Origin of the sequence: Halopolyspora algeriensis (assembly GCF_003337235.1) — a bacterium.
Lineage (GTDB): Bacteria > Actinomycetota > Actinomycetes > Mycobacteriales > Pseudonocardiaceae > Haloactinomyces > Haloactinomyces algeriensis.
Map to the genome: position 1 here is coordinate 426,681 of NZ_QPJC01000002.1, position 22,932 is coordinate 449,612.

The window sequence follows — 22,932 nt, forward strand, 5'->3', positions numbered from 1 at the left end:
GGAGAAGTGAAACCGTCACGGCAAACCGGTGCCGACCCGTCGTGCCCACCTTCTCGAGCGCCGGTTCCGCAGGCCGCTGCACCGATTCGGTGGTGAGCGCACGCCCGGCCTCGTCCACGGGGCCGACCGGCGCGGTCCATCATGGCCGATCGTGCCGGCGTGTGCACGGCGCCGGCGCTCTCATTGCCGCAGGGACACGAAAAGCACTCGGTCGAGTGATGCCCGAGTGAGCCCCAAGGAACTATCCACTGTGGAAATCCGCGTGCCCGGTCCAGCAGTGACCAGGCAATCCGGCAGTTCCTCCGCAGAGGACCGAAAAACTCCGGAAGGGAGCTGCCACCCGGCTCACCGTTTTGACAGGGGGTAGTGGGGACTCCACCCTGAGTAGGCGCTACATCATCACGCGTACTCACCGGCATGATCGAATCGCTCCGTCGGGATGCGGGAGTGCCGGGCGGGCACGCCATTCCTACATCGCCGAGTCGCAGCAATACCCGGGACTCGCCCGGAGGAGGTCGCATGCCGTTTTCCACCGTGTTCGACCAGCTCTTCACCGTGTGGGCAGCGATTGCCGGGGGTGTGTTCGTCCTGGTCACCGGTATCGTGCTCGTGGCGGTCCTGATCAACCGCGCCAAGCGGCGTCGGAAACTGCCCTTTCGCGCCTCGGAGAACAAACCAGTGGAACTGGGCTACGTCGTGGTGCTCGCCGGCATCGTCGCCGCCCTGTTCTACGGCAGCTACCAGGCGAACTCCGCGCTCAACCACGGCAAGGGGCTCGCCGCCGAGACGACGACCCCGGCCGCACGCATCGACGTCACCGCCTACCGCTGGTGCTGGGACTTCGCCTACCAATCGGCCCCGGTGACCGTGACCGGAACGTGCACGACCAACGACTTCCCCACCGTGGTGGTGCCTGCCGGCCAGCCGGTGGAGTTCAACCTCACCTCACGCGACGTGGTGCACGCGTTCTGGCTGCCCGACTTCGCCGCCAAACGCGACGCCTACCCCGATCACGTCAACACGCTGCGGATGGTCTTTCCCGAGGAGGGGCGGTGGCGGGGGCGCTGTTCGGAGTACTGCGGCACCCACCACGTCACCATGGACTTCTACGTGCGCGCGGTTTCCCCGGCCGAATACCAGCAGTATCTGGACAGCGGCGGGGCCGCGGTATGACGACCACAGCAGGTCGGTCCACGCCCACCGAGCCCCGACCCGGTGTCAAGGCCGGCTCGGTCGTCGGCTGGCTGGCCAGCACCGACCACAAGCGGATCGGGCTGCTGACCGTGGGCACGTCGCTGGTGCTGCTGCTGGTGGCCGGTGGTCTCGCGATGGCCATGCGCGCCCAGTTGACCCAGCCGCAACTGGAGGTGCTGTCCAACGACCTGTACAACCAGTTCTTCACCATGCACGGCTCGATGATGATCTACATGGTCATGACACCGTTCGCCATCGGAATCGGGCTGTATCTCGTCCCGCTGCAGATCGGTGCCCCGAACGTCGCCGCGCCCCGCACGACCATGCTCTCCTACTGGCTCTACCTCACCGGCGCGGTGGTGATGCTGTCGGGATTCTCCGCCGATTCCGGAGCGGCCGATCACGGCTGGTACGCCTACCCGCCGCTGGCCAGCAGCCGCTACACCCCCGGCCAGGGGGTGAACCTGTGGATCATCGGGGTGGCCCTGTCCAGCCTGGGCATGCTGCTGATGGCAGGCACCGTGCTGTGGACGGTGCTGCTCAAGCGCGCCCGGGGCATGGCCATGTTGCGGATGCCGGTGTTCAGCTGGTCGATCGTGGCCACGAACCTGATGGTGATCGGGGCGTTCCCGACATTGCTGGTCGCGGTGGGCATCCTCGCGGGAGGCCGCGTATATCCGGACATGTTCACCGAGAACATATGGAACATCGGCTACCAGCATCTTTTCTGGTTCTTCGGGCATCCCGTGGTGTATGTGATGTTCTTTCCGTTCGTCGGTGCGGTGGCCGAGGTGCTGGCCACCTTCGCAGGCCGCCGGTTTTTCGGCTACAAGTTCCTCGTGCTGTCGCTGTTGCTGTTCGCAGCGCTGTCGATGAGCGTGTGGGGCCATCACATGTTCACCACCGGCCAGGCGGCGAGCAACTACTACTCGCTGACCTCGATCATGCTGGTGATCCCGGCAGGCATCGAGTACTTCGACATGCTCGCCACGGTCGTCGGTGGGCGGCTGCGATTCACCACGCCGATGCTGTTCGCGCTGGCGTTCCTCCCGCAGTTCCTCATCGGCGGCCTGACCGGCATCATGGTCGGCACTCCGGCACTGGATTACCAGATGCAGGACAGCTACTTCCTCGTCGCGCACTGGCACTACACACTCGCCGCGGGCAGCCTGTTCGCGCTGTTCGCCGGAGTGTATTTCTGGTTTCCCAAAGCCAGCGGCCGGATGCTGCGCGAGGGGTTGGGCAAGGCGCATTTCTGGCTGTGGGTGGCCGGTACGAACCTGACGTTTCTGCCGATGTTCTGGCTCGGGCTGAACGGCATGCCGCGGCGGATCCCCACCTATCTGCCGCGGGACGGGTTCACCACCGAAAACCTCATCGCCACCATCGGTGCCGGTCTGCTGGCGGTGGGCGGCCTGGTGTTCATCGCCAACGTCGTGGTCGCGCTGCGGCGTCCGCACCAGGCCCCTCCGGACCCCTGGCAGGCCCACACCCTGGAGTGGGCCACCTCCTCGCCGCCGCCGACGTTCAACTTCAGCGAGCGCTACCCGATCCCGCCGATACGCAGCTACGCCCCGCTGCTCGACCTGCGTGAGCAGGAGCAGTCGAGTCGGGCGGAGGCGGGATGAAATCCGCGCACGCCGTGGTCGGGGCCTGGGCGACGGGCAACCTCGTGCTCGCCCTGATCCTGCTGTTCGCGTTCCGGCCCGCCGGGTTCATCGAGCAGCTGCTCTACATCTGGTCGACCGCCCTCGTCGCGGGATTCGGGGTGGCCGTCCTGCTGGCGACCCGGGCGGGCCGGGTCGGCACGCAACGGCGCCAGCCCAGGCGCGCCGCCGCCGGGATATTCGCCGCGCTCGGGCTGGCGGTGGGGCTGACCGGTTTCGCCTACGGCTGGTGGCTGTCGGTGATCGCGTTCTACCCGCTGGTGCTGGCGGCGTGGCTGGCCCGCGGCGAGCGGCTGCGTCGCGGAACGCGCCCGTGGCCGGCCGCGCTCGGCGACACCGAGCCCGCGGGCCCGCCGCGTTTTGTCCACTACGGTTCCTCCCTCGGCACCGCCACGGCGGTTCCCGCCGAGCACGCCGCTCACGGGCCCCCCGCACCGCCGCCTCCGCGCCCGCCGCACCGGCTGCGCAAGGCGGCTTTGCTGGCTGCCGGGGCGCGCGCCGTCGTGGAGATGCTGAGGAGGCGCCGGCGATGACCGCGCACATGGCCCACATGGCGATGATGGGATTGCTCGTCTCGGTGGCCGCGCCGGTGCTGCTGCTCGTGCTCACCCGCCTCGCCCCGCGCTCGGACCGGTGGACCGTGCCCGCTGCGGTGGCTCTGCCCGGGTTCGTCGTGCTGCACGCTGCCGTCACCGTGGCAGGTCATCTCGGGGTGCCGCCGCCGTGGGATTCGGCGGCGCGGATCACGATGCTGGTCGGGGCGATGCTGTTCTGGGCGCCGGTGCTGGGAGTGCGCCACCGGCTGCCGGACACGGGTCGCACGCTGTACCTGTACACCGCCATGCCGCTGCTGGACCTGGCCGGGGTCTGGCTCGTGATCGTCGGCGACAGCACCGGCGGCCTGTCCATGATCGTCGGGATGCTTCCGCTGGGCATGAGCGCGGTGGTCGTCACCTGGAACTGGATCCACCGCGAGGAGCGGCGCGTCGCCGCCGACGAGCCGGTCGAGCAAGGAGTGGGGAGGTGAACGCGTGAGCCGCCGCGGAGGCCCCAAGCAGTCCATCGCCCAGCGCGTTGCCGACGGGGCCGACCAGCGCTACCTGCTTTCCGGTTCCCTGCGCAAGGAACTGTCGCACGTCTTCCCCAAGCACCACTCGTTCCTGTGGGGCGAGTTCGCGCTGTACTCGTTCATCGTGCTGGTGCTCTCCGGTACCTTCCTGTCGCTGTATTTCGTCCCGGACACCACCGAGGTCGTCTACACCGGCTCCTACGATCCCCTGCGGGGTCTGCACGCCTCCCGCGCCTACCAGTCGGCGTTGGACCTCTCCTTCGAAGTGCGTGGCGGCCTGTTCATCCGCCAGATGCACCACTGGGCCGCGCTGGTGTTCGTCGCCACGATCGTGCTGCACATGATCCGCAATTTCTTCACCGGCGCCTTCCGCAAGCCGCGTGAGCTCACCTGGGTCAGTGGCGTGGCGCTGCTGCTGCTCTCCCTCGTGGAGGGCTACACCGGCTATTCCATGATCGACGACCTGCTGTCGGGCTTCGGGGTGCGCATTTTCTCCGGAATCTTTCTGTCCATACCGGTCATCGGCCCGTGGGTGCACTGGCTCGTCTTCGGTGGCGAGTTCGAGGGGGATCTGTGGATCTCGCGCTTCTTCGTCGGCCACGTGTTCCTGATTCCCGGCCTGTTGATCGCGCTGATCACGGTGCACCTGGTGCTGGTGTGGTACCAGAAACACACCCAGTTTCCCGGGCGGGGTGCGCACGAGTCCAATGTCGTGGGCGATCGCACCATGCCCGGCTTCGGCAGCAGGACCCTGGCCAACGGGCTCTGCGTCTTCGGTGTGCTCGCGCTGCTGGGCGCGTTCTTCCAGATCAACCCGATCTTTTTGTGGGGTCCCTACACCCCGGCCGACATCTCCACCGGGGCGCAGCCGGACTGGTACATCGGGTTCATCATCGGTGCCCTGCGGCTGTTCCCGCCCTGGGACATCCATCTGGGCCCCTACACCGTGGTGGCGCCGTTCTGGCCGGGCGCCGCGATTCCCCTGCTGATGTTCCTGTTGCTGTTCGCCTATCCGTTTCTCGAGAGACTGGCCAGCAAGGACAGGCACCTGCACAACCTGCTGCAGCGGCCACGGGACGCCCCGGTCCGCAGCGGCCTGGGTGCGATGGCGCTGACCTTCTACCTGGTGCTGTTCATCGCCGGAGCCGACGATGTGCACGCGATCGCGTTCAACATCCCCTTCGAGTGGTTCGTGTGGGGAGGGCGGGCCATGGTGCTCGTGTTGCCGCCACTGGCCTACATCGTCACCCACCGGATCTGCCGCGGGCTGCAGCGCGCCGACCGGGACGTCCTCGAACACGGTGTTCGGACCGGCCTGCTGCAGGAACGCCGGCAGGGAGTGTTCGTCGAGGTGCGCCAGCCACCGGGCGGGGTCGATCACGAGGGCCGGCCCGTGCCGATGGCCTACGGCGGGATCCGGATCGACCGCAGCGTGTCCGGGGACGAGGACGGCGATGAGCGTTCCGACTGAGCCGCTCGCCGCCGGCGCCGGCACGCCGGCGAACCGGTCCGGAGGGGCCGTCCCCGGATCGGGGTGTGCCGAGGACGGGGCAGCATAGTGCGAGCGGTGATGGGTACACAGCCGGGTATGCCGAGACACCGGACAGGTGCGGCCGATGCGTGCCGAGCAGCCCGGCTACGCACCACGGTGCTGATCGCCACGGTGATGGGCCTGGTGGCGCTGATCGCCGGATGCGGTACCGGACAACTCGGCCCCCGGCATCTGCAGCGAGTCGGAGCCGGTTCCGAGGGCCAGGTGGGCAGCATCGCGGTCCGCGACGCCATGTTCGCCCACACCTCCTCGATCGAGGGCGACACCGTCTACCGGCCGGGTGAGACCGTTGCGGTGCAGGCGACCATCGTCAATGAGGGCACGCGCCCGGACCGATTGGTGTCGGTGAGCAGCCCGATCGCAGGTGAAGGCCTCGTCCTCGGGGAGAGCACCCTGCCCGGCCATCACACGCTCACCGCCGGCTATGTCGAGCCCGTCGCCTCGATCGAGCTGCCCGAGACGACCTCGATCGAGCTGCGGCTGACCGGGCTGACCACCACGATCCGGGCCGGCCGCACCTACCCCGTCGTGTTCACCTTCGCCCACGCCGGACAGGTCCGGCTCCCACTGCGGGTGGCCAACCCGGACGTACCTCGCGAGTACTGCCCGCTGCCGCCGAACGGCAAGGCCCCGAAAGTGCTCACCGCGCCTCTCGGCCGTGCCCCGGCACCACCCCGCAATCCCCTGCCGGACTGTTCCAGCCTGCCCACGAGCATCCCCGAGGTGCAGGTACTCGACGTCGCACACCCCCTGAGCCATCCCACCTGGGCCACCGAGCGCAACGTGCTGCTCGGTTTCGTCGAGCAGGACGGCCGCCGGCGGCTGGTCCGGGTGGATTCGGAGACCGGCGAGGCCCTCGGCTCGCGCACGGTCGAGGGTGCCGGCGAGAAATTCGCCCTGATCACCCGGCCCGACGAGAGGGTGGCTGTTCCGCTGACCGAGGCCGGCCGGATCGCCCTGCTCGACACCGAGACCCTGACCGAGGTCGGCAGTCTCGGCGACATCCCGACACCGTCTTGGGTGGTGGTGGAGAAAGCGGCGAAGTCGCTGTTCGCTCTGTCCGAGGACGACTCGACGGTCACCGGCGTGGATTACGAGCGCAGCGAAGTGCTGTTCCGGCACGAGGTGCAGGCGGGCCCGGAGGCCGTGGTGGAGCCGGGCAACCACGTCGACCCCTCGTTCTGGCTGGTCACCCGGGAGGGATTCACCTACTTCCACGAGACGCCGCAGGGGCCGCAGCCTGCGGGCACGCGCCGGGTCGCGTTGAGCCACACGACCTTCAGTTCGGACGACAGCGTGTCGAAGAGCGCCTACTTCGCCGAGGAGGGTTCCCGCCGCGTGCAACTGGTGGAGGGAAACGCCCACGGCGGGCTGGAGGTCGTGGCCGTCAACGAGCTCAGCGAGACGGTCGAGCACGTCGTGGCCGAGCCTCAACAGGAGCACCGCGTGTATGCGGTGACCGCCGACAAGCTGATCAGCATGCGGCCCGAGACCCTCGAGGTCATCACCATGATCGATTTCCGCACCACCCTCGAGCAGTCCGGCCTCGGCCACGCCCGGATCTCGGGCGTGGCCGTCGGCGACGACTACGTGTACCTGGCGGTGGAGGGCGAACCGTATGTGGTCAAGGCCAGGAAGGAAGAGGCACTGACCGAGTAAAGCCGCCGAGTAAAGCCGCAGCGCCCGGCAGTGTCAGCGATCGCCGTGCCCGCGCTGGGGTGGCGACAACGGCTCGACAGCGGCGTCGTACAGATACGCCTCGGTCGTGTGCTTGCTGTAGAGGCCCCGCTGGACGTAGGGCACCTTCTGCGACGGCATCGACGAGTGCAGCTGGCCCACGGTGCCGGTGACCCGCACCCGCTGACCCGGTACGACCTCGACCGGATGGCCGGTCACCGGGGGCATCACCAGCAGCGTGTCGTCACCGGCGTCGCCACCGGACAGCTCGAACGCGTGGGGTCCGCGCACCTCGGCCACCGCGGCACTGACCGTGACGGTCCGCCCCAGGTGTTCACCCTGGTAGAAGTACTCCTTGTGCTGGATGTCGCCGACAGTGACGCCCCGTTGCGGGCCGGCGGTGTCACCACTGCTGCACGCGGCCGCCAGCGGCACGGCCAGGGCGCCGATCAGGATCATCCGCCCGATCCTGCCCGGCACGGACTCCGCCCGAACTTCCATGGTCCGGGGTTACCCCGCACATCGTGCGGTACACGCCCCGACAACGGCAGGGCACTGTTGGTGTGCGCACAAGGCTCTACCATTGTCCTCCGCACAGGCCGGTGATCAGCGAAAGATCGAAACCCGAGCTCGCCGTGCAAGGAGTTGAGTACAGTGGCGGCGATGCGAAAATCGGGGTTGGCCCAGGACGCGCGGGGCCTGAGCAGGCACGATCACCTGTGCTGGCGCTATGACGAGCCGGCCGAGTTCCGCTCCCGGATGCGGGAGTTTGTCGCCGAGGGCCTGGCATTGGGGCAACGTGTCTGCTACGTGGCCACGGGCACGGCCGAGGCATTGACCGACGAGCTGCGCGAAGTCGTCGGTATGGACCAGGCGTTGCTTTCCGGCGCCGCGCAGGTGACCTCAGTGGGCGGCACCTGTGCCGCGGACACGGCCATCGAGCCGAGCACGCCCGCCAGTACGCCGCCACCGCCGTACTCCGCACCTCCCGGCCGGGGCCGGCCCGCATCGTGGAGGTGCTCAACCTGGACACCGTACGTGTGGAGTCGCTGACATGACCCCGAGCGCGGCAACGCACCCCGATCGATTCGTCCACGAAGCCCTCTTCTACGACTCCGACACCGACTATCTCGACGAGCTGGTGCCGTTCATCACCGACGGCCTGGCCCAGCGCGATCCCGTGACCGTGGCAGTGCCCGCCCCCAAACTCCGGCTGCTGCGCGAAGCCCTGGACGAGGACGCCGGGCGGGTCCGCATGCTCGACATGACCGAGGCCGGCCGCAACCCCGGCCGCATCATCGCCGACGTGCTGCACGCCTCCGCCGACGAGCACCCACACGAGCATGTCCGCATCATCGGCGAACCCATCTGGTCCGGCCGCACCGCCACCGAATACCCGGCCTGCGCCCAGCACGAAGCTCTGATCAACACCGCCTTCACCGGACGCGACGTCACCATCGTGTGCCCGTATGACACCGCCGGGCTCGATGCCTCCGCTCTGGCCGACGCCCACGCCACGCACCCGTGGCTACGGGTCACGGGCCGGCGGCACGCCAGCGAGCACTACGCACCCGAGGAGGTGCTCGCCCGGCACAACCAACCCCTGGGCAGCGTGCCGGACGCCGCGACCTACCCGGTCACCACAGCGGGCGCACTGCCCGGCGCGCGTCGCTTCGCCACCGACCACGCCCAGCGACTCGGCCTCTGTCCGGATCGGACCGTCGAATGGGAACTCATCGTCACCGAACTGGTCACCAACGGTCTGGTGCACGGCGGTGGAGACTGCCTCCTGCGAATCGGGCGCGACGGTGACGATCTCGTCTGCGCCGTCGAAAACAGCGGAACACTGGCCGACCCGCTGGCCGGGCGCCGACCACCCCAGCCCGGCCAGCTCGGCGGCCGCGGTCTGCTGCTGGTCCACAACCTGGCCGACCTCGTGCGCACCCACACCAGCCTGGCAGGTACCGCCATCCACGCCCACCTGCGCCTCACTTCCCCCCGGTAGACACGCGCGCCGACCGCCCCGGCTGACCACGGCCTGGCGCACGTCCGCGGACGGTCCCCGGTGCTGTACCTCCACCGTCCGCAGATCGCGCCGCGGTCGTTGGCAGCACGAGGTACGAGTGTGTGCCGGACGGTGACGGGTACACGCGAGTGGTGACCTCTCTCGACACGTTCCGGACCAGGACTGATCGGCCATGAGCGAGGACCGCGACTCGAAGAGCCCGGCTCGTTGCCGACCGCACGAGGCCGATCACGGAGACGCATCCGAGCATCGGGACGGTGGAACCGGCCGGGAGCAGCACGAGGAGCCGCCCGATGCGCGAAACGACGAGGACCGGCGCGCTGACGAGGACCTCGGCGACGAGGAGGGACTGTCCGACGACGAGGCGGCCCGGCGGCTCGACCGCTACGGGGCGAACGAGCTCGGCGAGCGGGGCCGGTCCACGATCGTGGAGTTTCTCCGGCACTTCTGGGGACCGATCCCGTGGATGATCGAAGCGGCCGCTGTGCTCTCCGCCGTCGCCGGGAAGTGGCCGGATCTGGCGGTCATCCTGGTGCTGCTGCTGATCAACGGTGTGGTGGGTTTCTGGCAGGAACACCAGGCGGGCAGGGCGATCGAAGCGCTCAAGCAGCAGGTGGCCGTGCACGCCACGGTCAAGCGAGGCGGGAATTGGCAGGAGCTGCCCGCGCGGGAGGTGATTCCGGGAGACCTCGTGCACGTGGGCGTGGATCAGATCGTCCCGGCCGACGGCCTGCTGCTGTCCGGCAGCCTCTCCTCCGACGAGTCGGCACTGACCGGAGAGTCCCTGCCGGTAGACAAGGAACCGGGCGATGCAGTGTATTCGGGATCCTCGGCATCGCGCGGGGAAGGGCATGTGCGGGTGGCCGCCACCGGCACGAGCACGCGCTTCGGACGGACCGCCGAACTGGTGCAGGGCGAGGCACCCCCGTCACACTTCCGGCGGGCGGTGCTGCGGATCGGTCGCTACCTCATCGCGCTGTCGTTGGTGCTGGTCGCCGTCATCGTTGCCGTGTCATTGCTCCGCGGCAACCCACTGACCACAACCCTCGAACTCGCACTGGTCGTCACGATCGCCTCGGTTCCGGTGGCGTTGCCCACGGTGCTGTCGGTGACCATGGCCGCCGGTGCTCGCGCGCTCGCCCGCAGGAAAGCCATCGTCAGCAGACTGCCCGCTCTGGAGGAGCTGGCCGGGATGCAGATCCTGCTGGTCGACAAGACCGGCACGATCACCCGCGACGAGATCACCGTGCACGAGGCGGCAGGCTCGGACACCGGAAACGGCGATGCGGCAAGCTCGGACGAGGTCCTGCTCGCCGCCGCACTCGCCTCCCAGCGGGAGCGCAAGGATCCCATCGACCTGGCCATTTTCGATGCGACAGAGGAAGAACAGCTGGCCGGATACGAACTGCTCGAATTCACTCCGTTCGACCCGCAACTCAAGCGCACCCAGGGGCACGTGCGCGGGCCGGACGGCGCCGAGTTCCACGTGGCCAAGGGGGCGGTGCAGTCGATCACCGACCTGGTCGACGCCTCCGGCGACGTACGCGAGCGGGTCGAGGAGCAGGCAGGCGGATTCGGCGAACAGGGCATGCGCACGCTGGCCGTGGCGCGCACCGACGGCGGTGGCGACTGGGAGCTCCTGGGTGTGCTGGCTCTGCGCAACCCACCGCGCGAGGACGCCACCGAAACGCTGGAGCAGGCAGCGGAGCTCGGCCTGCGGGTTCGGATGCTCACCGGTGACCGCGTGGAGATCGGCAGGCAGGTGGCGGACGAGGTCGGACTGGGCGACGACGTCCGGCAGGCCGACGCCGTTCGCGAGGCCGCCGACGAGCGCGAACTCTCCGAGCGGGTGGACACGGTCAGCGGATTCGCCCAGGTGGTGCCCGAGGACAAGCACCGCATAGCCGCCGCGCTGCAGGACCGCGACCGGATCGTGGGCATGACCGGCGATGGCGTCAACGACACCCCGGCGTTGCGGAGAGCCGAGGTCGGCATCGCCGTGGCGGGCTCGACCGAGGCCGCCACGGCGGCCTCTGAGGTGGTGCTCACCGAGCCCGGGCTGTCGGTCATCGTCGAGGCGCTGCGTCGTAGCCGGGAGACGTTCCGGCGGATGACCAACTACACCGTCTACCGCATCAGCGAGACGATCCGCATCGTCGTGTTCGTGACGCTGACGGTCGTGGCGCTGAGGATCTTCCCGATCAGCCCTATCCAGGTGATCCTGCTGGCGCTGCTCAACGATCTGGCCATCCTGTCCATCGCCTACGACCGAACCGAGCCGGCAGGCAAACCCGTGCGATGGCGGATGCGCCAGGTGCTGGGCGTGGGCTCCGCACTCGGGATCGTCGGCGTGATGTCCTCGTTCGTGCTGGTTGTGCTCGCCCAGGGCCCGCTCGGCATCACCGGCCCCGCCATCACCACACTGGTCTACCTCAAGCTGTCCGTGGCGGGCCACCTGACCTACTTTGCGGCGCGCACCCGCGGTCCCTTCTGGTCCTCCCGGCCCGCCATGATCGTCCTGGTCGCTGTGGTCGGGACGCAGATCCTGGCCACCGCCATCGCGCTGACCGGCTTCCTCATGCCGTCCATTGGTTGGTCGCAGGTCGGACTGGCCTGGGGTTGGTCCGTCGTGTGGCTGTTCGCCCTCGATGCGGCCAAGGTGCTCCTCAATCGCCGCTTGGCGGGTGACGACTCGGGGGCCACCGCCGGGTCGTCACAGTAGTCGGGTCGGCGATGCTGCCACCCCTGAACGGCCTCGCCCGGCATCATCGACGTGTCGAATTCCACTGTGGAGAACGTGGACGGTCTGGCCGCCCGCATCGACGTCGCCGCGACCATCATGGACGTCGACGACATCGCGATCTCCACCAACGGCGGCTTCCACGTCGTCGGGAGCGCCGCGGCCGAGTCCGAGCACGCCAAGCTCCAGCTGGTCGAGATGGTTGCCCGTTACGTCTGGGGCAACGAGCTGTGATCTCCGCTCTCACCGCGACGTGATGGTAGTTTGCGCCCATGGCCACGCCTCCTTTTCCCTCCGCCGTCGGTGTCTGGTGGACCAGCGACACGTTCCCGATCACCGAGGTTCGGCATGCGGCCGGCGAGCTGGAAGAACTCGGTTACGGGTCGCTGTGGTTCGGCGAGGCCGCGGGCAAGGAAGCACTGACGCAAGCCGGTGCCCTGCTGGCCGCCACGCAGCGCCTGCGGGTGGGCACCGGCATCGCCAACATCCACGCCCGGGACGCGATGGCCGCCGAGGCCGGGGGCCGGACACTTCTCGCTCAGCACCCGGGGCGTTTCCTGCTCGGTTTGGGCGTCAGCCACGGACCGCTGGTTCAGCACCGTTCGGGCACCTACGAGAAACCACTGGCGACCATGCGGGACTACCTTGCGCGCATGGACGCGGTGTCCGACAAGATCGAACCGGGATCCGGACGGCCTCCTCGACTGCTGGCGGCACTGGGGCCGAAGATGCTGGAGCTCTCCCGCACCGCCGCCGACGGTGCCCACCCGTATCTGGTGACGCCGGAGCAGACCGCGCGCACCCGGGAGGCGGTCGGTCCGGACAAGATGGTCGTCGTCGAGCAGGGCATCGCGGTCACCACCGACAGGGAGACCGCACTGCGGCGGGCACACACCCACCTGGACACCTACTCGACGCTGCCGAACTACCGCAACAGCTGGCTGCGCCAGGGATTCACCGAGGATGACCTCGCACGTGGGGGCAGCGACCGCCTGGCCGAGGCGCTGGTGGTCTGGGGCCGGACCGAGGACATCGTCGCGCGAGTACGTGCGCACCTCGACGCGGGCGCCGACCACGTCCTGGTGCAGGTGCTCGGCGACAAACAGACCGACGACCCGCGTCCCGCGCTGCGTGAGCTGGCCCCCGCACTGGCCGCCGCGCCGTAGGCGGACACGCTTGCAGGGGTCGCAGACCGGGTGCTCGCTCGCGGCTGCGCAAGGAATTCGAAGATCCGCGGTGCGCCGGCAGAGCGCATGCTTGGTCAGGGTGTCGGGGTTGTTCCGTCGCGGAACCGGCCTCAGCCGGGAAGCCATCGCCGCAACCGGCTGCGGACACCGGTGCCACCGATGATGTCCTGGGCGACAAGGTGGCCGCTGGCACCGGCGAGTCCGGGCCCCGGGTGCGTGCTCGCGCCGATGTGCCAGAGTCCCGCCACCGACGTCCGGTGACCGGGGGCGCGGGCCATCGGGCGCCACAGCAGAAATTGGTCGAGTCGGCAGGAGCCCGCGTAGGGGTCGCCGTTGACCAGATTGCAATTTGCCCGCTGCAGGTCGGCCGGGCTGATCACCGCGCGATCGACCAGCGCGCTGTCGAGATTGTCGATGTGCTGAGAAAGCCGGTTCAGCACACGATCGGCATACCGGTCGGCGAGCTCGGGTGTCCACTGGCCGTCACCGACGTCGATGTCGCCCGCGGCGTCTCCGGTCGGCCGGAAGGGTGTTTCCTGCAACTGGATCCACAGTGCACCGCCGCCCGCCGGGACGCGGGTGGGATCGAGCGCCGCGGGCTGCCCGCAGACGATGGTGGGCGAGCTGGGCAACAGGTTCCGGTCGGCCTCGCTCACGGCCGCGCTCACCCCGTCCAATCCCGGTGTCGCGTGCACCACGGCGGTCCGGGAGAGTCGCTCGTGATCGTGCCGCCACCGCGGTGGCTCGGACATCGCCAGATGCACCTGCATGTCACCGCGCCCGTAGCGGTAGCGATCGGCGGCGGCGCGCACACTGCCGGGCACGGTCGGCTCGTCTGCGAGGAGGTCGAAGTAGAGCGCCTGCGGGGTGACGCTCGCCAACACGCCCTCCCGCGCGCCGATGCGCTCCCCGTCGCACAACAGCACACCACGGGCGCGACCGTCCTCGACCAGCACGCGGGACACGTCGGCGCCGGTACGTACCTCACCGCCCGCGTCGCGGACGATGCCGCTCAGCGCTTCCACCAGGCGGATGCCACCACCCTCCGGAACCGGGCAGCCGCCCTGAGCCAGCGCCAGCGCGATCACCTTGTTGATCAGCGCCGAGCCCGCGTCCTCGGGCCCGAGTCCGTTGTGTCCGATCCATGGGCTCAGCAGCGCGCGAGCACCCTCGCCGGCGAAAGTGCGCCGCAGCCACGCCCTCGCCGGCTCCAATGCCGACTGCGCGAACTCCAGCGTGCCCAGAGCGCCGAGCCGGCGGGCAGCCCGGGCACCCAGTTTCATCCCGTCGACCGACCACAGCTCGGTCCCCAGCGCGGCGAACGCGAGGTCGGCCCGCTGCCCGAACTGCTCCAGCATCCCGCGCCAGGCGTCACCGTCGCCCGGATGCAGGTCGTCCAGCCCCGTCGCCGTGGCTTCGGTGTCGGTGGACAGCACGGCAGTGGTCCCGTCGGCCAGCGCCACCCCGGCCGGAAGGTCGGTGTTGCGGTAGACCACACCCCGGCGCTGCAGCTCGTCACGTAAGCCGGGGTGGGCGGGCCCGCCCACGAACAGCGGATGCCAGCAGGAGAACACGTCGGTGGTGTAGCCCGGCGCCGGGAAGTCGGACTCGGTGCGGATCGCTCCGCCCGCTCGAGAGTTGCGCTCACACACCAGCACGTCGCGCCCTTCACGGGACAGCTCCGCTGCCGCAACGAGCGCGTTGATGCCACTGCCGATGATCACTACGTCGTGCTCGGTCACGCACCGGTGCTACCCGAACGACCCGGTAACGGAAACCACGCGGCTGCCTCCGGTCGGTTTGGCAGCGTTTGTCCGCACAGCACAGCGGGAAAACCAGCGGGCGCGCAGCCGAGCCGAAAGGTGCCGCAATGCCCACACGGATACAGGCCGCAGTGGCCCGAGAGAAAGGACAGCCATGGTCGGTCGAGGATCTGGAGCTCGACGACCCGCAGCGTGACGAGGTACTGGTCCGGGTGCACGGCACCGGGGTGTGCCACACCGATCTCATCGCCCGCGACCAGCTCTACCCGATCCCGCAGCCGATCGTGGGCGGCCACGAGGGCGCCGGTGTCGTGGAACGAGTGGGCGAGGCGGTGCGGGACGTGTCCGTCGGCGACCACGTCGTGCTGTGCAACCTGTCCTGCGGCACCTGCCGGCTGTGCCTGACCGGCAACCCGTCCTACTGCCTACACTTCGCCGAGCTCAACTTCGCAGGCACTCGGCCTGACGGCACGCAGACGCTGCGCCACGAGGACGGCCCGGTGCACGGCTCGCTGTTCGGCCAGTCCTCGTTCGCCACCCACGCGTTGGCCAAGGAGCGCGGCGTGGTCGTCGTCGACAAGGAGCTGCCGCTGGACATGCTCGGCCCGCTGGGCTGCGGGATCCAGACCGGCACCGGGGCCGTGCTCAACTCGCTGCAGCCGCAGGCGGGCAGCCGGCTGGTGGTCTACGGCGCCGGCTCGGTCGGACTCTCCGCGATCATGGGCGCGAAGATCGTCGGCTGCCACCCGATCGTGGCCGTCGAGCCGTTCCGCAACCGGCGCGGCTTGGCCACCGAACTCGGTGCCACGCACACCATCGATCCCACAGACCAGGATCCCGTCGAGGCGGTCAAGGACCTCACCGGCGGCGAGGGAGCCGACTACAGCCTGGAATGCGTGGGCAGCGCGGACACGTTCCGCCAGGCTGTCGACAGCATCACCCAGTGCGGCGAGGCCGCGATGGTCGGCGCCGCCCCGATGGGCACCGAGTCCGCCATCGACATCAGCTCGCTGCTGTTCGGTCGCCGTGTTCGCGGGGTCGTCGAGGGCAGCAGCATGCCCCAGGTGTTCATCCCGCGACTCATCGAGCTGTGGCGGGCCGGTCTGCTGCCGTTTGACCGGCTCGTCGAGCACCACCGCCTCGACCAGGTCAACGACGTCTTCCGCGGTGCGTTCGAGGAAGGCAGCCAGCTCAAGCCCGTGCTGTATATGTAAGGGTGCTCTCCGGTCCACACCGTTTCATGATGGTCTCGCCGCGCAGCACTACCTCGCCGGTGGCTCCGGTGGGCACGTCACTGCCGTGTTCGTCGGCGACCCTGGCCTCGGTGTACAGCCGCACATCGGGCGCGGCCTCGACCAGTCGTTCGATGGTCGCCGGTGGCATCGCCTGCGCTACCGGATTTCCCCGTCGGATGATTCGGCCTCTGCCTCCGACAGAGCCGAAGGTTGTCCGGCGTTGTCCTGCTTGCCGGCGTCCCGCAGTGCGTGCAGTTCGGTCAGCGCCGCATCGAGCTGGCTCTCGGCGCGCTGAGCACGAACCAGGGTCTGCGCTCGGGCGTCGTCGAGAGCCACCAGCCGTTGCGCCACCTCGTCTTTGGCTTGCTGCACGGACACGGCGGATTCCCGGCGCAGCGTGGCCACCTCGTCGGCGTGCTGCTTGCGCAACTCGGCCAGCTCGGCGCGGCTGCTGCGCTCATCCTGCCGAGCCTGCTGCAGTTCGGTTTTGACCTCGTCGAGTTGCGTTTCGGCATGCTCGCGGGCCTGCTCGGCGCGCGCCGCGCGTTGCAGCGCCGCATCGCGCTCCCGTGTGCGTTCGGCCAGCTCCTCCCGCGCGGCACGGACCTCGTCGGCGGCTTCGCGCTTGGCCTCCTCGGCTTCGGCACGTGCCTGCTGGCGCTCCTGCGTGGCTTCCCGCTGGGCCTGCTCGGTCTCCTCCCGCGCGGCCGCGACCTCCTCGGCGGCCTGGCTGCGGGCTGCTGCCACGGTCTGCTCGGCTTCGGTGCGCGCCGCCTCGACTTCTTCGGTGGCGCGCTGCCGAGCCGATTGCGCCTCGGCGGTGGCCGCGTCGCGTTCCTGCCGAGCCTGCTCGGCCTCGCTCTCGGCGTGTTCGGCGGCGACAGTGGCGTCCTCGGCTGCGGCTTCGGCAGCTGCCCGGGCCTGCTCGGCCTCGTGGTGGTGCTGCTGCTCGGCGGCCAAGGCCTGTTCGGCCGAAGCGACACGCTGGGCGGCATCGGCGTGCACCGCCTGGATCTGGGCCTCGGTCGCGCTCGGATCGCTCAGTGTGCGCAGCTCGGCCACGGCCTGCTCGAGCGTGTGCGACAACTGCGTCGACACCGACCGGAACTGGGTCAGAAGATCATCGGCCCGCAGCCTCGCCGCCGTCACCGGCCCTTCGGATTCCGTCACAGTGACGGGCTGAGTGGAGGATTGCTGCTCGTGGTCCCGGCGCTGCCGTTCCTTCCAGGCCCGCCACCGGGTGTGGCCCGGCAGGTCGCAGTACTCCGCGGGCCGGCCCGGCCCCCCGGAACGCGGCACCACGCGGTCGCATCCGGGAAAATTGCAGGTATTGCCCGCAGCTTCTCCACCGGCCTCGGTGCCCGCCGCCTCGGTCATGGCTCCACTCCTCGTCACACCCGGAACTGCCCGTCACTGCACCCCATCACGGCTCCTCGTGGCCTGCTGCCGGTGTGTTCCCGCCGGTGGCCGCGGCCACCAGATGTGCCGGGTCCCGCGTGACCGACAGGGCGACGTGGTCATACAGCTGCGTGATCGCCGCCGAGGAATGCCCGAGCGCATCCCGGCGATCCTCCAGGGAGGCACCCCGCTGGCGGGCGATGGTGTTGAACGCGTGCCGCATCGAATGCGGCGTGATCCGTTCCGGCATCGGCACTCCGGCTTCCCGCGCGGTGCGCTGCACCAATCGATAGATCTGATGCCGGCTCACACGCCGCCCCCGCCGCGTCACCAGTAGCGCCTCGGGATCCCCGTCATCGGGACGGCAGGCCAGGTATTCGTCGAGCAGCGCGGAGGCCTGCGCCGGAAGGGGACGCAGGCGCACCGTTCCCCCCTTCATCCGTACCGCCAGGATCCGCATTCCCGCCTGCTGACCCAGATCGGTCAGATTCGCCTGGCACAACTCCGAAACACGCACCCCCAGGTCGACCAGCAGCACCATCACCAGTGCGGCACACTCCGCTCCCAGGATGCGGTGCCCCCCTGCGCGGCTGGCGGCCAGCATCGTGGTGGCCTGCTCTTCGGTCACGCTGGCGGTCGGGGAATGCTTGCGATCATAGCGTGGCCGGGAGACGTCCCGGGCGGGATTGGCGTCGATGGCATCGGCACGCACCAGGAAGGTGTACCAGCTCGAGATCGCCGCCAGCTTGCGGGCACTGGTCGAGGCCGCATACGGGCGTCCCGTCCGCGGGTTGGCAGTCACGGCGAGCTCGGTGGCATACATCTGCACCTCGGGAAGCCGCACCTCCAGCGGGTCGAGCCCACGGCGGGTGCACCAGGCGACGTACTCGCGCAGATCGCGGGCATAGGCCGCGCGCGTATCGGCCGAGGCGGTGAACGATCCCAGCCACGCCGAGATCAGCCTGGATACGGTGTGGCCCGTCCGCGTCGTGGTGGCCAGAACCTGCGTCTGATCGCTGTGGACGATCCCGTCCCGGTCCGTTGCTTGCGCCATCGCTGCCCCCGTGGTTGCCGACCGATCATCGAACCGCTGCGATCATGGCAGAACCGGATCGGCCTCGCTCACGGCACCGGGGCGCGCCGGCGCTCGGATCATCCGGAGGACCGGACTCGGCGCGTGAACCGGTGCCACCACCGGGGCCGCCGGGACGGCGTCGCCGGTTGTTCGACCGGTGCGGTCGCAGCGGCCCGGCGCTGTGCTGCCTGCCGATCCGCGCGCCACTGCTGCACCACGGCCTCCGCATCGACCGGGCCGACCGGCACCTGTGGGCCCGACGGTGCCCGCAGCCAGTCCACGATCCGCCGGTTGAGCTCCTCCACGGTCTCGCGCACCGCCTGTTCGGAGGGCAGTTCGCGGACGGTGTCGGGCAGCCGCTGGATCTCCTTGCGCAGCTGTACCGGGGTGGGCAACAGGGCCTCGGCCGACAGCCCTTCCCGCTGGATGTAGTTCTTGACCCACCACAGCTCGTCGTGGGGCTTGCCCGCCCCGGGCAGCGGCTTGCCCGCACCGGGCAGGTCGTCGAAGTCGCCGCGCTCCTGCGCCGTGCGGATCTGCTTGTCGATCCACGTCTCGAAGGTCATGCCCGGTGGCTTGCGCTCGGTCATGGTGCGATTCTCCCCGCGCAGGTCGCGTGTTGCCCTCTTCCTCAGACAACACAGAAGGGCCCCGGCAGCCATCCTGTTCCGTCACGGTGACGTCCTCGGGTTGTGCCGCCCGCAGGGCAGCACCGTGCCTCGCACGGCCGGTGCGGGCCTGCGCGGGCAGCAGGCCCGCAGACAACGACTACAGGAATGATGGTCTTGGGGCCACGCGCGAAAGTGCGCACGGACGCGTCGGATACTGTGCCTGTCGGGTCGTTCCGATGATCGGCCGCCGGTTCCGATGTCGACCTCGAGTGAGTTCTGTCCGTGTCGAAACACGTCACATACGTACCGAAGCACCTCCTGCCACGCCTGGGCGCTCACGCAGGGAAACACCTGGTGTTGAGCCGATGACCGTGGCCGACCTCGCCCCCGAAACGCGGATCGTGCTGCTGGCCGCCGGCCTGGTCTTCCTCTGGGCGCTGTCGCTGGGCGTGGTGAAATACGCCCAGATCCGGCAGTCGCCGAATGCGGTGGCGCACCCCTACATCGACATCGCCCACCGGTCCGCGCTGCTGTACGCGTTCGCGATCGGACTGATCGCGGTGTTCGCCGAGCTGAGCGACTGGCCGACGTGGGTCGATCTGACCGCGGCGCTGGTGCAGATCGCGTTCTTCGTGGCCGCGATCGCGTCGTACCAGTGGCACGGGCTGCGGCGCGACACGGACAACCAGCTCCGGGACCCGTCTCCGGCGATCGGATGGTTCATGGTCGCCCTGATCGTCGGCGAGATCGGTGGGTTCGCCGTCCTGCTCGCCGGGTTCGTGCACGCCTGGGCGTGACGTTTCCCGGACAGGACGTCGCCCCCGCGTCGAGTGCGGTAGTCGAACTGCTCCCCGGCCGGACCGCCCTTCTCGACGAAGCCCATCGCGAGCACGGTCTCCCGGCTGGGCCGTCCTCTCCGCGAGCGCCTGCTTGGTGCGGGACACCGTGCAGCGCGTACGGTCCCGTCAGGATCTTGTGCCGCGAGGCTTTCCGGTCCGTTTGAGGAGATTATTGTGAATGGTGCCATTGCCGGTGAGCACAGTCCGACGATTCGCGCCGCGGCGATCCAGCTACAAGGTGTGGTGGGCGACGTCGCCGAAAACGTGCGCAGGCTCGAGGTGATGATCGACGAGGCCGCCGGCAAGGGCGCGACGCTGATCGGTGTGCCCGAGTTCGCGACGTCACCACTGCCGTTTCGCCCCGAAGTGCATCAGAGCGTTTTGACTCCGCAGAATGCGGCAGTCGAGATGTTGCAAACCACAGCGAAGCGGCACGGCTGCCACATCGGCGGGTCGATGCTGATCGCCGACGGCGGGCAGATCTACAACCGGTATCACCTGGTCGAACCGGATGGGCAGATCCATCTGCATGACAAGGATCTACCCACCATGTGGGAAAACGCCTTCTACGCGCCCGGTCACGACGACGGCGCGTTCGAGACCAGTATCGGCAGGATGGGCGCGGCCGTGTGCTGGGAACTGATTCGCACCCGAACGGTGCGACGCCTGCTGGGCCGCGTCGACGTCGTCATGACCGGCACCCATTGGTGGACGCTGCCTTCGAACTGGGGCCGGCTCGTTGACCGCACCTTCGCATCACTGGCCCAGTTCAATCGCTACCTGTCGGAGAACGCGCCGGCCGAGTTCGCTCGCCGGGTTGGAACTCCGGTCTTGCAGGCGTCGCACTGTGGGCCGTTCCGGTCCGACTTCATGCTCGCGCCGGGCCTGCCCATCGCAGCGCCGTACGACACCGAGTTCGTGGGGGCGACCCAAATCGTCGACGCTGACGGTCACGTGCTCGCCGCGCGCAATACCGCTGAAGGACCGGGTGTCGTCGTTGCCGACATCGAGCTGGGTGCGCGCGAGCCAGTGCAGCCGCTGAAAGACACGTTCTGGATTCCCAAGCTTCCGTTGGCTTTGCGGGCGTATTGGCATCACCAGAACATGTGCGCCAAACCGTACTACCGCAAGACCGGCCGCGCCGCTGGTCTCCGGGCAGCAGAAGCCAACCTTCCCGCTGAGTCCGACGAAACGCCGGGAAGAACAGCGGCGATGTGACCAGCTCTGCCCGCAGGCTTGGTGAGCCCGAGCAGGGTGCGGCGCATGCCACTGGCGCCAGTGTTGCAGCGCATCCGGGAGCTCCACGCCACGAGCGTTCTGGCGGTCGAAATCGAACCGCGCCCGGGCGAGATCAACCACGAAACCGAGCCGCGTCGTCCGAGCCGTGTCGACCAGATGGGCGACCACGTCGTGCACGGTCCACTCTCCGCAGAGCGACGGCTCCTCCCACCGCTGGTCGTCGAGATTCTTGAGATCGTCGATCAGCGCTGCACGCTCCGCATGCACCATCGACCAGACATCTCCCACGGTTTCTCCCTTCGGTCGGCCACAACGCATCCCGGGAGAGACACGCGGAGCCGTGGGAACTCATCGCTCCTCGGGGCGGCTTCACGAGATGCCCCCTTTCCCGACCCTATTTCGTCACGGTGACGAACCTCTGGTTTCACCGGCTCCACAGGACGCCACCCCATTGCGCCCGGCGCCGGCGCCGGGCTGCGCGGGCGCGGTTTCCGCGCATAAGCGTCCTTATGCGCGGTTCTTCTTCTGTATTTTGTTTGGTTTGTAACGTAATTTCCAAACGAAACATAATAGTAAGCACGTGTGGGCGCGAGGCAACGCGAAAAGGGGGCGCGACGGGAAGGCGGCGAAGCTGTAGCGGGCCCGGACCGTTGAAAGTGGACCGCTTCAGTGGGCAGCCGCGCGGGGCCGTCCTCGAGGCCGGGAGCCGGTCAACGGCGTGCCGTTTCCGGCGACGGCACACCGTCGGCCGGCACAGAGCCTCTCCGGCCTGCGTCGGTGTCGCGGTGCAGGCACAGTGCAGTGGACAAGGCATGTGCTTGTTCGCCCGGATATCGGGGCCGGTCCGCACAGGAATCCCGGCTACGGGGCCGCGAACAGTTCCGGGGCAGGCACATCAACCCTGCGAGGCAGTTCTCGCACGAGCAGTACCCGTCACCTGTCCGGGCCGTGATCCCGGGACCGGCAGCGTCCGGTGGTGGCAGACAAGGCGGCGTCATGGACAGTGCACGACGAAGCACCCTGCGGACCGTGGACACGATCGCCGACTTCCTGCGGGTGCTGAGCCTGGTCGGCCTCGTCCTGGCCGGGATTCTCTACTCCTGGTCGACGGCGTTGGTGTTCATCGTCGTCGCGGCAGTGATGCTGGTGCCCAGGATCGCCGCGTTGCCCCGGCCGATCGATCTCGCGGTCGGGGCCACCTGGCTGTTGGCCGGCTGGGCCAACGTCGCCGGCTGGTACCTGACCGTCCCGTGGATCGACATACCGATCCACGTCGTCACTCCCGGGGCCACCGCAGCGGCCATCTACCTGCTGCTCGTCCGTGTCTCGCTGGTGCCGCCCCTGCAGCAGCGCCAGGTCCGCTCCCTCGCGCTCGTGGTGCTGACCTTCGCTCTCGGTGCCGCGCTCGCTGTCCTGTGGGAGTTCTACGAATGGTTCCGATACGCCGGTCCGCAGTCGCCGTTCGTCGGCTACAGCGACACCATCGGCGATCTGTTCAACGGCTGCCTCGGTTCGGTGATCGCAGGAGTGGGTTTGGCCGTGTGGGCCTGGCGCGGGTGGGGGACCCGGCGGATCCCTCTCGGGTCGCCGCACCGAGCCTCCGCGTCGTGATCGAGGCGGTTCGAGATTGCCGAAGTCGTCGTCCTCCCACTTCCCGAAG

General features: G+C 68.9%; 21 protein-coding genes and 1 pseudogene. 15 read left to right on the forward strand and 7 right to left on the reverse strand.

All coding sequences use genetic code 11. The annotated features are described in order from the left end of the window. The first annotated feature begins 519 nt into the window (after positions 1-519). The 6 genes from DFQ14_RS05275 (at position 520) to DFQ14_RS05300 (ending at position 7,141) form a co-directional block, all read left to right on the forward strand. Positions 520-1,173, forward strand: coding sequence for a cytochrome c oxidase subunit II (locus DFQ14_RS05275; RefSeq protein ID WP_114451903.1), 654 nt, complete (start codon positions 520-522; stop codon positions 1,171-1,173). Beyond that, on the forward strand, positions 1,170-2,822 hold the full coding sequence (locus DFQ14_RS05280) for a cytochrome c oxidase subunit I (protein ID WP_114451904.1): 1,653 nt from the start codon (positions 1,170-1,172) through the stop codon (positions 2,820-2,822). The genes DFQ14_RS05275 and DFQ14_RS05280 overlap by 4 nt, the downstream gene beginning before the upstream one ends. Then, positions 2,819-3,394 (forward strand): hypothetical protein, encoded by a 576-nt coding sequence (locus tag DFQ14_RS05285; RefSeq protein WP_114451905.1) that lies wholly within the window; start codon positions 2,819-2,821, stop codon positions 3,392-3,394. Before DFQ14_RS05280 ends, DFQ14_RS05285 begins: the two co-directional genes overlap by 4 nt. Beyond that, positions 3,391-3,888, forward strand: coding sequence for a cytochrome c oxidase assembly protein (locus DFQ14_RS22195; protein WP_246195351.1), 498 nt, complete (start codon positions 3,391-3,393; stop codon positions 3,886-3,888). The genes DFQ14_RS05285 and DFQ14_RS22195 overlap by 4 nt, the downstream gene beginning before the upstream one ends. A gap of 4 nt (positions 3,889-3,892) precedes the next feature. Then, on the forward strand, positions 3,893-5,401 hold the full coding sequence (gene qcrB, locus DFQ14_RS05295; RefSeq protein ID WP_114451906.1) for a cytochrome bc1 complex cytochrome b subunit: 1,509 nt from the start codon (positions 3,893-3,895) through the stop codon (positions 5,399-5,401). A 117-nt stretch (positions 5,402-5,518) separates the two neighbouring features. Then, positions 5,519-7,141, forward strand: coding sequence for a copper chaperone PCu(A)C domain-containing protein (locus DFQ14_RS05300; RefSeq protein WP_158546658.1), 1,623 nt, complete (start codon positions 5,519-5,521; stop codon positions 7,139-7,141). A 33-nt stretch (positions 7,142-7,174) separates the two neighbouring features. Here the strand turns inward: DFQ14_RS05300 and DFQ14_RS05305 are convergent, their stop codons facing one another. Further along, positions 7,175-7,660 carry a hypothetical protein gene (locus tag DFQ14_RS05305; protein ID WP_114451908.1) on the reverse strand — a complete coding sequence of 162 codons (486 nt, stop codon included), beginning with the start codon at positions 7,658-7,660 and terminating at the stop codon, positions 7,175-7,177. A gap of 162 nt (positions 7,661-7,822) precedes the next feature. Here DFQ14_RS05305 and DFQ14_RS05310 point away from each other — a divergent pair, with 162 nt between their 5' ends. From DFQ14_RS05310 to DFQ14_RS05330, 5 genes are all read left to right on the forward strand, one after another. Further along, entirely contained in the window at positions 7,823-8,212 is a 390-nt protein-coding gene (locus DFQ14_RS05310) for an MEDS domain-containing protein (RefSeq protein WP_114452146.1), read from the forward strand. Position 8,213: 1 nt separating this feature from the next. After that, positions 8,214-9,164 carry a sensor histidine kinase gene (locus tag DFQ14_RS05315; RefSeq protein WP_114451909.1) on the forward strand — a complete coding sequence of 317 codons (951 nt, stop codon included), beginning with the start codon at positions 8,214-8,216 and terminating at the stop codon, positions 9,162-9,164. A 193-nt stretch (positions 9,165-9,357) separates the two neighbouring features. Continuing rightward, positions 9,358-11,907: a plasma-membrane proton-efflux P-type ATPase gene (locus tag DFQ14_RS05320; RefSeq protein WP_114451910.1), complete on the forward strand. Its 2,550-nt coding sequence runs from the start codon at positions 9,358-9,360 to the stop codon at positions 11,905-11,907. 51 nt (positions 11,908-11,958) lie between these two features. Further along, positions 11,959-12,159, forward strand: coding sequence for a hypothetical protein (locus DFQ14_RS05325; protein ID WP_141921294.1), 201 nt, complete (start codon positions 11,959-11,961; stop codon positions 12,157-12,159). Positions 12,160-12,197: 38 nt separating this feature from the next. Beyond that, positions 12,198-13,091, forward strand: a complete 894-nt coding sequence (locus DFQ14_RS05330; RefSeq protein ID WP_114451912.1) for an LLM class F420-dependent oxidoreductase — start codon at positions 12,198-12,200, stop codon at positions 13,089-13,091. Between the two features lie 131 nt (positions 13,092-13,222). On the opposite strand, the gene DFQ14_RS05335 is transcribed toward DFQ14_RS05330, so the two are convergent. Next, on the reverse strand, positions 13,223-14,854 hold the full coding sequence (locus DFQ14_RS05335; RefSeq protein WP_114451913.1) for a phytoene desaturase family protein: 1,632 nt from the start codon (positions 14,852-14,854) through the stop codon (positions 13,223-13,225). A gap of 128 nt (positions 14,855-14,982) precedes the next feature. On the opposite strand from DFQ14_RS05335, the gene DFQ14_RS05340 reads away from it, so the two are divergent. Next, the gene (locus DFQ14_RS05340; protein WP_114451914.1) at positions 14,983-16,089 is read left to right on the forward strand and encodes an NAD(P)-dependent alcohol dehydrogenase; all 1,107 of its coding nucleotides are present in this window, start codon (positions 14,983-14,985) and stop codon (positions 16,087-16,089) included. Here DFQ14_RS05340 and DFQ14_RS21640 read toward each other — a convergent pair. The 4 genes from DFQ14_RS21640 to DFQ14_RS05355 form a co-directional block, all read right to left on the reverse strand. Then, a complete protein-coding gene (locus DFQ14_RS21640; RefSeq protein ID WP_141921295.1) occupies positions 16,067-16,258 on the reverse strand; it encodes a long-chain fatty acid--CoA ligase in 192 nt (63 codons plus the stop codon). The genes DFQ14_RS05340 and DFQ14_RS21640 overlap by 23 nt on opposite strands. A gap of 8 nt (positions 16,259-16,266) precedes the next feature. Beyond that, a complete protein-coding gene (locus tag DFQ14_RS05345) occupies positions 16,267-17,487 on the reverse strand; it encodes a coiled-coil domain-containing protein (protein WP_179951499.1) in 1,221 nt (406 codons plus the stop codon). Between the two features lie 46 nt (positions 17,488-17,533). Beyond that, the gene (locus tag DFQ14_RS05350) at positions 17,534-18,562 is read right to left on the reverse strand and encodes a tyrosine-type recombinase/integrase (RefSeq protein WP_114451915.1); all 1,029 of its coding nucleotides are present in this window, start codon (positions 18,560-18,562) and stop codon (positions 17,534-17,536) included. Between the two features lie 98 nt (positions 18,563-18,660). After that, positions 18,661-19,173, reverse strand: coding sequence for a DnaJ family domain-containing protein (locus tag DFQ14_RS05355; protein WP_114451916.1), 513 nt, complete (start codon positions 19,171-19,173; stop codon positions 18,661-18,663). A 386-nt stretch (positions 19,174-19,559) separates the two neighbouring features. Here DFQ14_RS05355 and DFQ14_RS05360 point away from each other — a divergent pair, with 386 nt between their 5' ends. Continuing rightward, entirely contained in the window at positions 19,560-19,991 is a 432-nt protein-coding gene (locus DFQ14_RS05360) for a hypothetical protein (RefSeq protein WP_114451917.1), read from the forward strand. 216 nt (positions 19,992-20,207) lie between these two features. Further along, the gene (locus tag DFQ14_RS05365; protein ID WP_246195353.1) at positions 20,208-21,251 is read left to right on the forward strand and encodes a carbon-nitrogen hydrolase family protein; all 1,044 of its coding nucleotides are present in this window, start codon (positions 20,208-20,210) and stop codon (positions 21,249-21,251) included. Positions 21,252-21,275: 24 nt separating this feature from the next. On the opposite strand, the pseudogene DFQ14_RS05370 reads toward DFQ14_RS05365, so the two are convergent. Beyond that, positions 21,276-21,560: pseudogene (locus DFQ14_RS05370) on the reverse strand (maleylpyruvate isomerase family mycothiol-dependent enzyme); the annotation flags it as partial. Positions 21,561-22,268: 708 nt separating this feature from the next. Here DFQ14_RS05370 and DFQ14_RS05375 point away from each other — a divergent pair. Beyond that, positions 22,269-22,883 (forward strand): DUF2238 domain-containing protein, encoded by a 615-nt coding sequence (locus DFQ14_RS05375; protein WP_114451918.1) that lies wholly within the window; start codon positions 22,269-22,271, stop codon positions 22,881-22,883. Positions 22,884-22,932: the final 49 nt, after the last annotated feature.

Coding starts and splice junctions, on each gene's coding strand:
- DFQ14_RS05285 (WP_114451905.1), top strand. CDS start 2,819: ATGAAATCCGCGCACGCCGTGGTCGGGGCCTGGGCGACGGGCAACCTC.
- DFQ14_RS05315 (WP_114451909.1), top strand. CDS start 8,214: ATGACCCCGAGCGCGGCAACGCACCCCGATCGATTCGTCCACGAAGCC.
- DFQ14_RS05275 (WP_114451903.1), top strand. CDS start 520: ATGCCGTTTTCCACCGTGTTCGACCAGCTCTTCACCGTGTGGGCAGCG.
- DFQ14_RS05355 (WP_114451916.1), bottom strand. CDS start 19,173: ATGACCGAGCGCAAGCCACCGGGCATGACCTTCGAGACGTGGATCGAC.
- DFQ14_RS05360 (WP_114451917.1), top strand. CDS start 19,560: ATGACCGTGGCCGACCTCGCCCCCGAAACGCGGATCGTGCTGCTGGCC.
- DFQ14_RS05300 (WP_158546658.1), top strand. CDS start 5,519: ATGCCGAGACACCGGACAGGTGCGGCCGATGCGTGCCGAGCAGCCCGG.
- DFQ14_RS05280 (WP_114451904.1), top strand. CDS start 1,170: ATGACGACCACAGCAGGTCGGTCCACGCCCACCGAGCCCCGACCCGGT.
- DFQ14_RS05310 (WP_114452146.1), top strand. CDS start 7,823: ATGCGAAAATCGGGGTTGGCCCAGGACGCGCGGGGCCTGAGCAGGCAC.
- DFQ14_RS05350 (WP_114451915.1), bottom strand. CDS start 18,562: ATGGCGCAAGCAACGGACCGGGACGGGATCGTCCACAGCGATCAGACG.
- DFQ14_RS21640 (WP_141921295.1), bottom strand. CDS start 16,258: ATGCCACCGGCGACCATCGAACGACTGGTCGAGGCCGCGCCCGATGTG.
- DFQ14_RS05320 (WP_114451910.1), top strand. CDS start 9,358: ATGAGCGAGGACCGCGACTCGAAGAGCCCGGCTCGTTGCCGACCGCAC.
- DFQ14_RS05340 (WP_114451914.1), top strand. CDS start 14,983: ATGCCCACACGGATACAGGCCGCAGTGGCCCGAGAGAAAGGACAGCCA.
- DFQ14_RS05375 (WP_114451918.1), top strand. CDS start 22,269: ATGGACAGTGCACGACGAAGCACCCTGCGGACCGTGGACACGATCGCC.
- DFQ14_RS05345 (WP_179951499.1), bottom strand. CDS start 17,487: ATGACCGAGGCGGCGGGCACCGAGGCCGGTGGAGAAGCTGCGGGCAAT.
- DFQ14_RS22195 (WP_246195351.1), top strand. CDS start 3,391: ATGACCGCGCACATGGCCCACATGGCGATGATGGGATTGCTCGTCTCG.
- DFQ14_RS05330 (WP_114451912.1), top strand. CDS start 12,198: ATGGCCACGCCTCCTTTTCCCTCCGCCGTCGGTGTCTGGTGGACCAGC.
- DFQ14_RS05305 (WP_114451908.1), bottom strand. CDS start 7,660: ATGGAAGTTCGGGCGGAGTCCGTGCCGGGCAGGATCGGGCGGATGATC.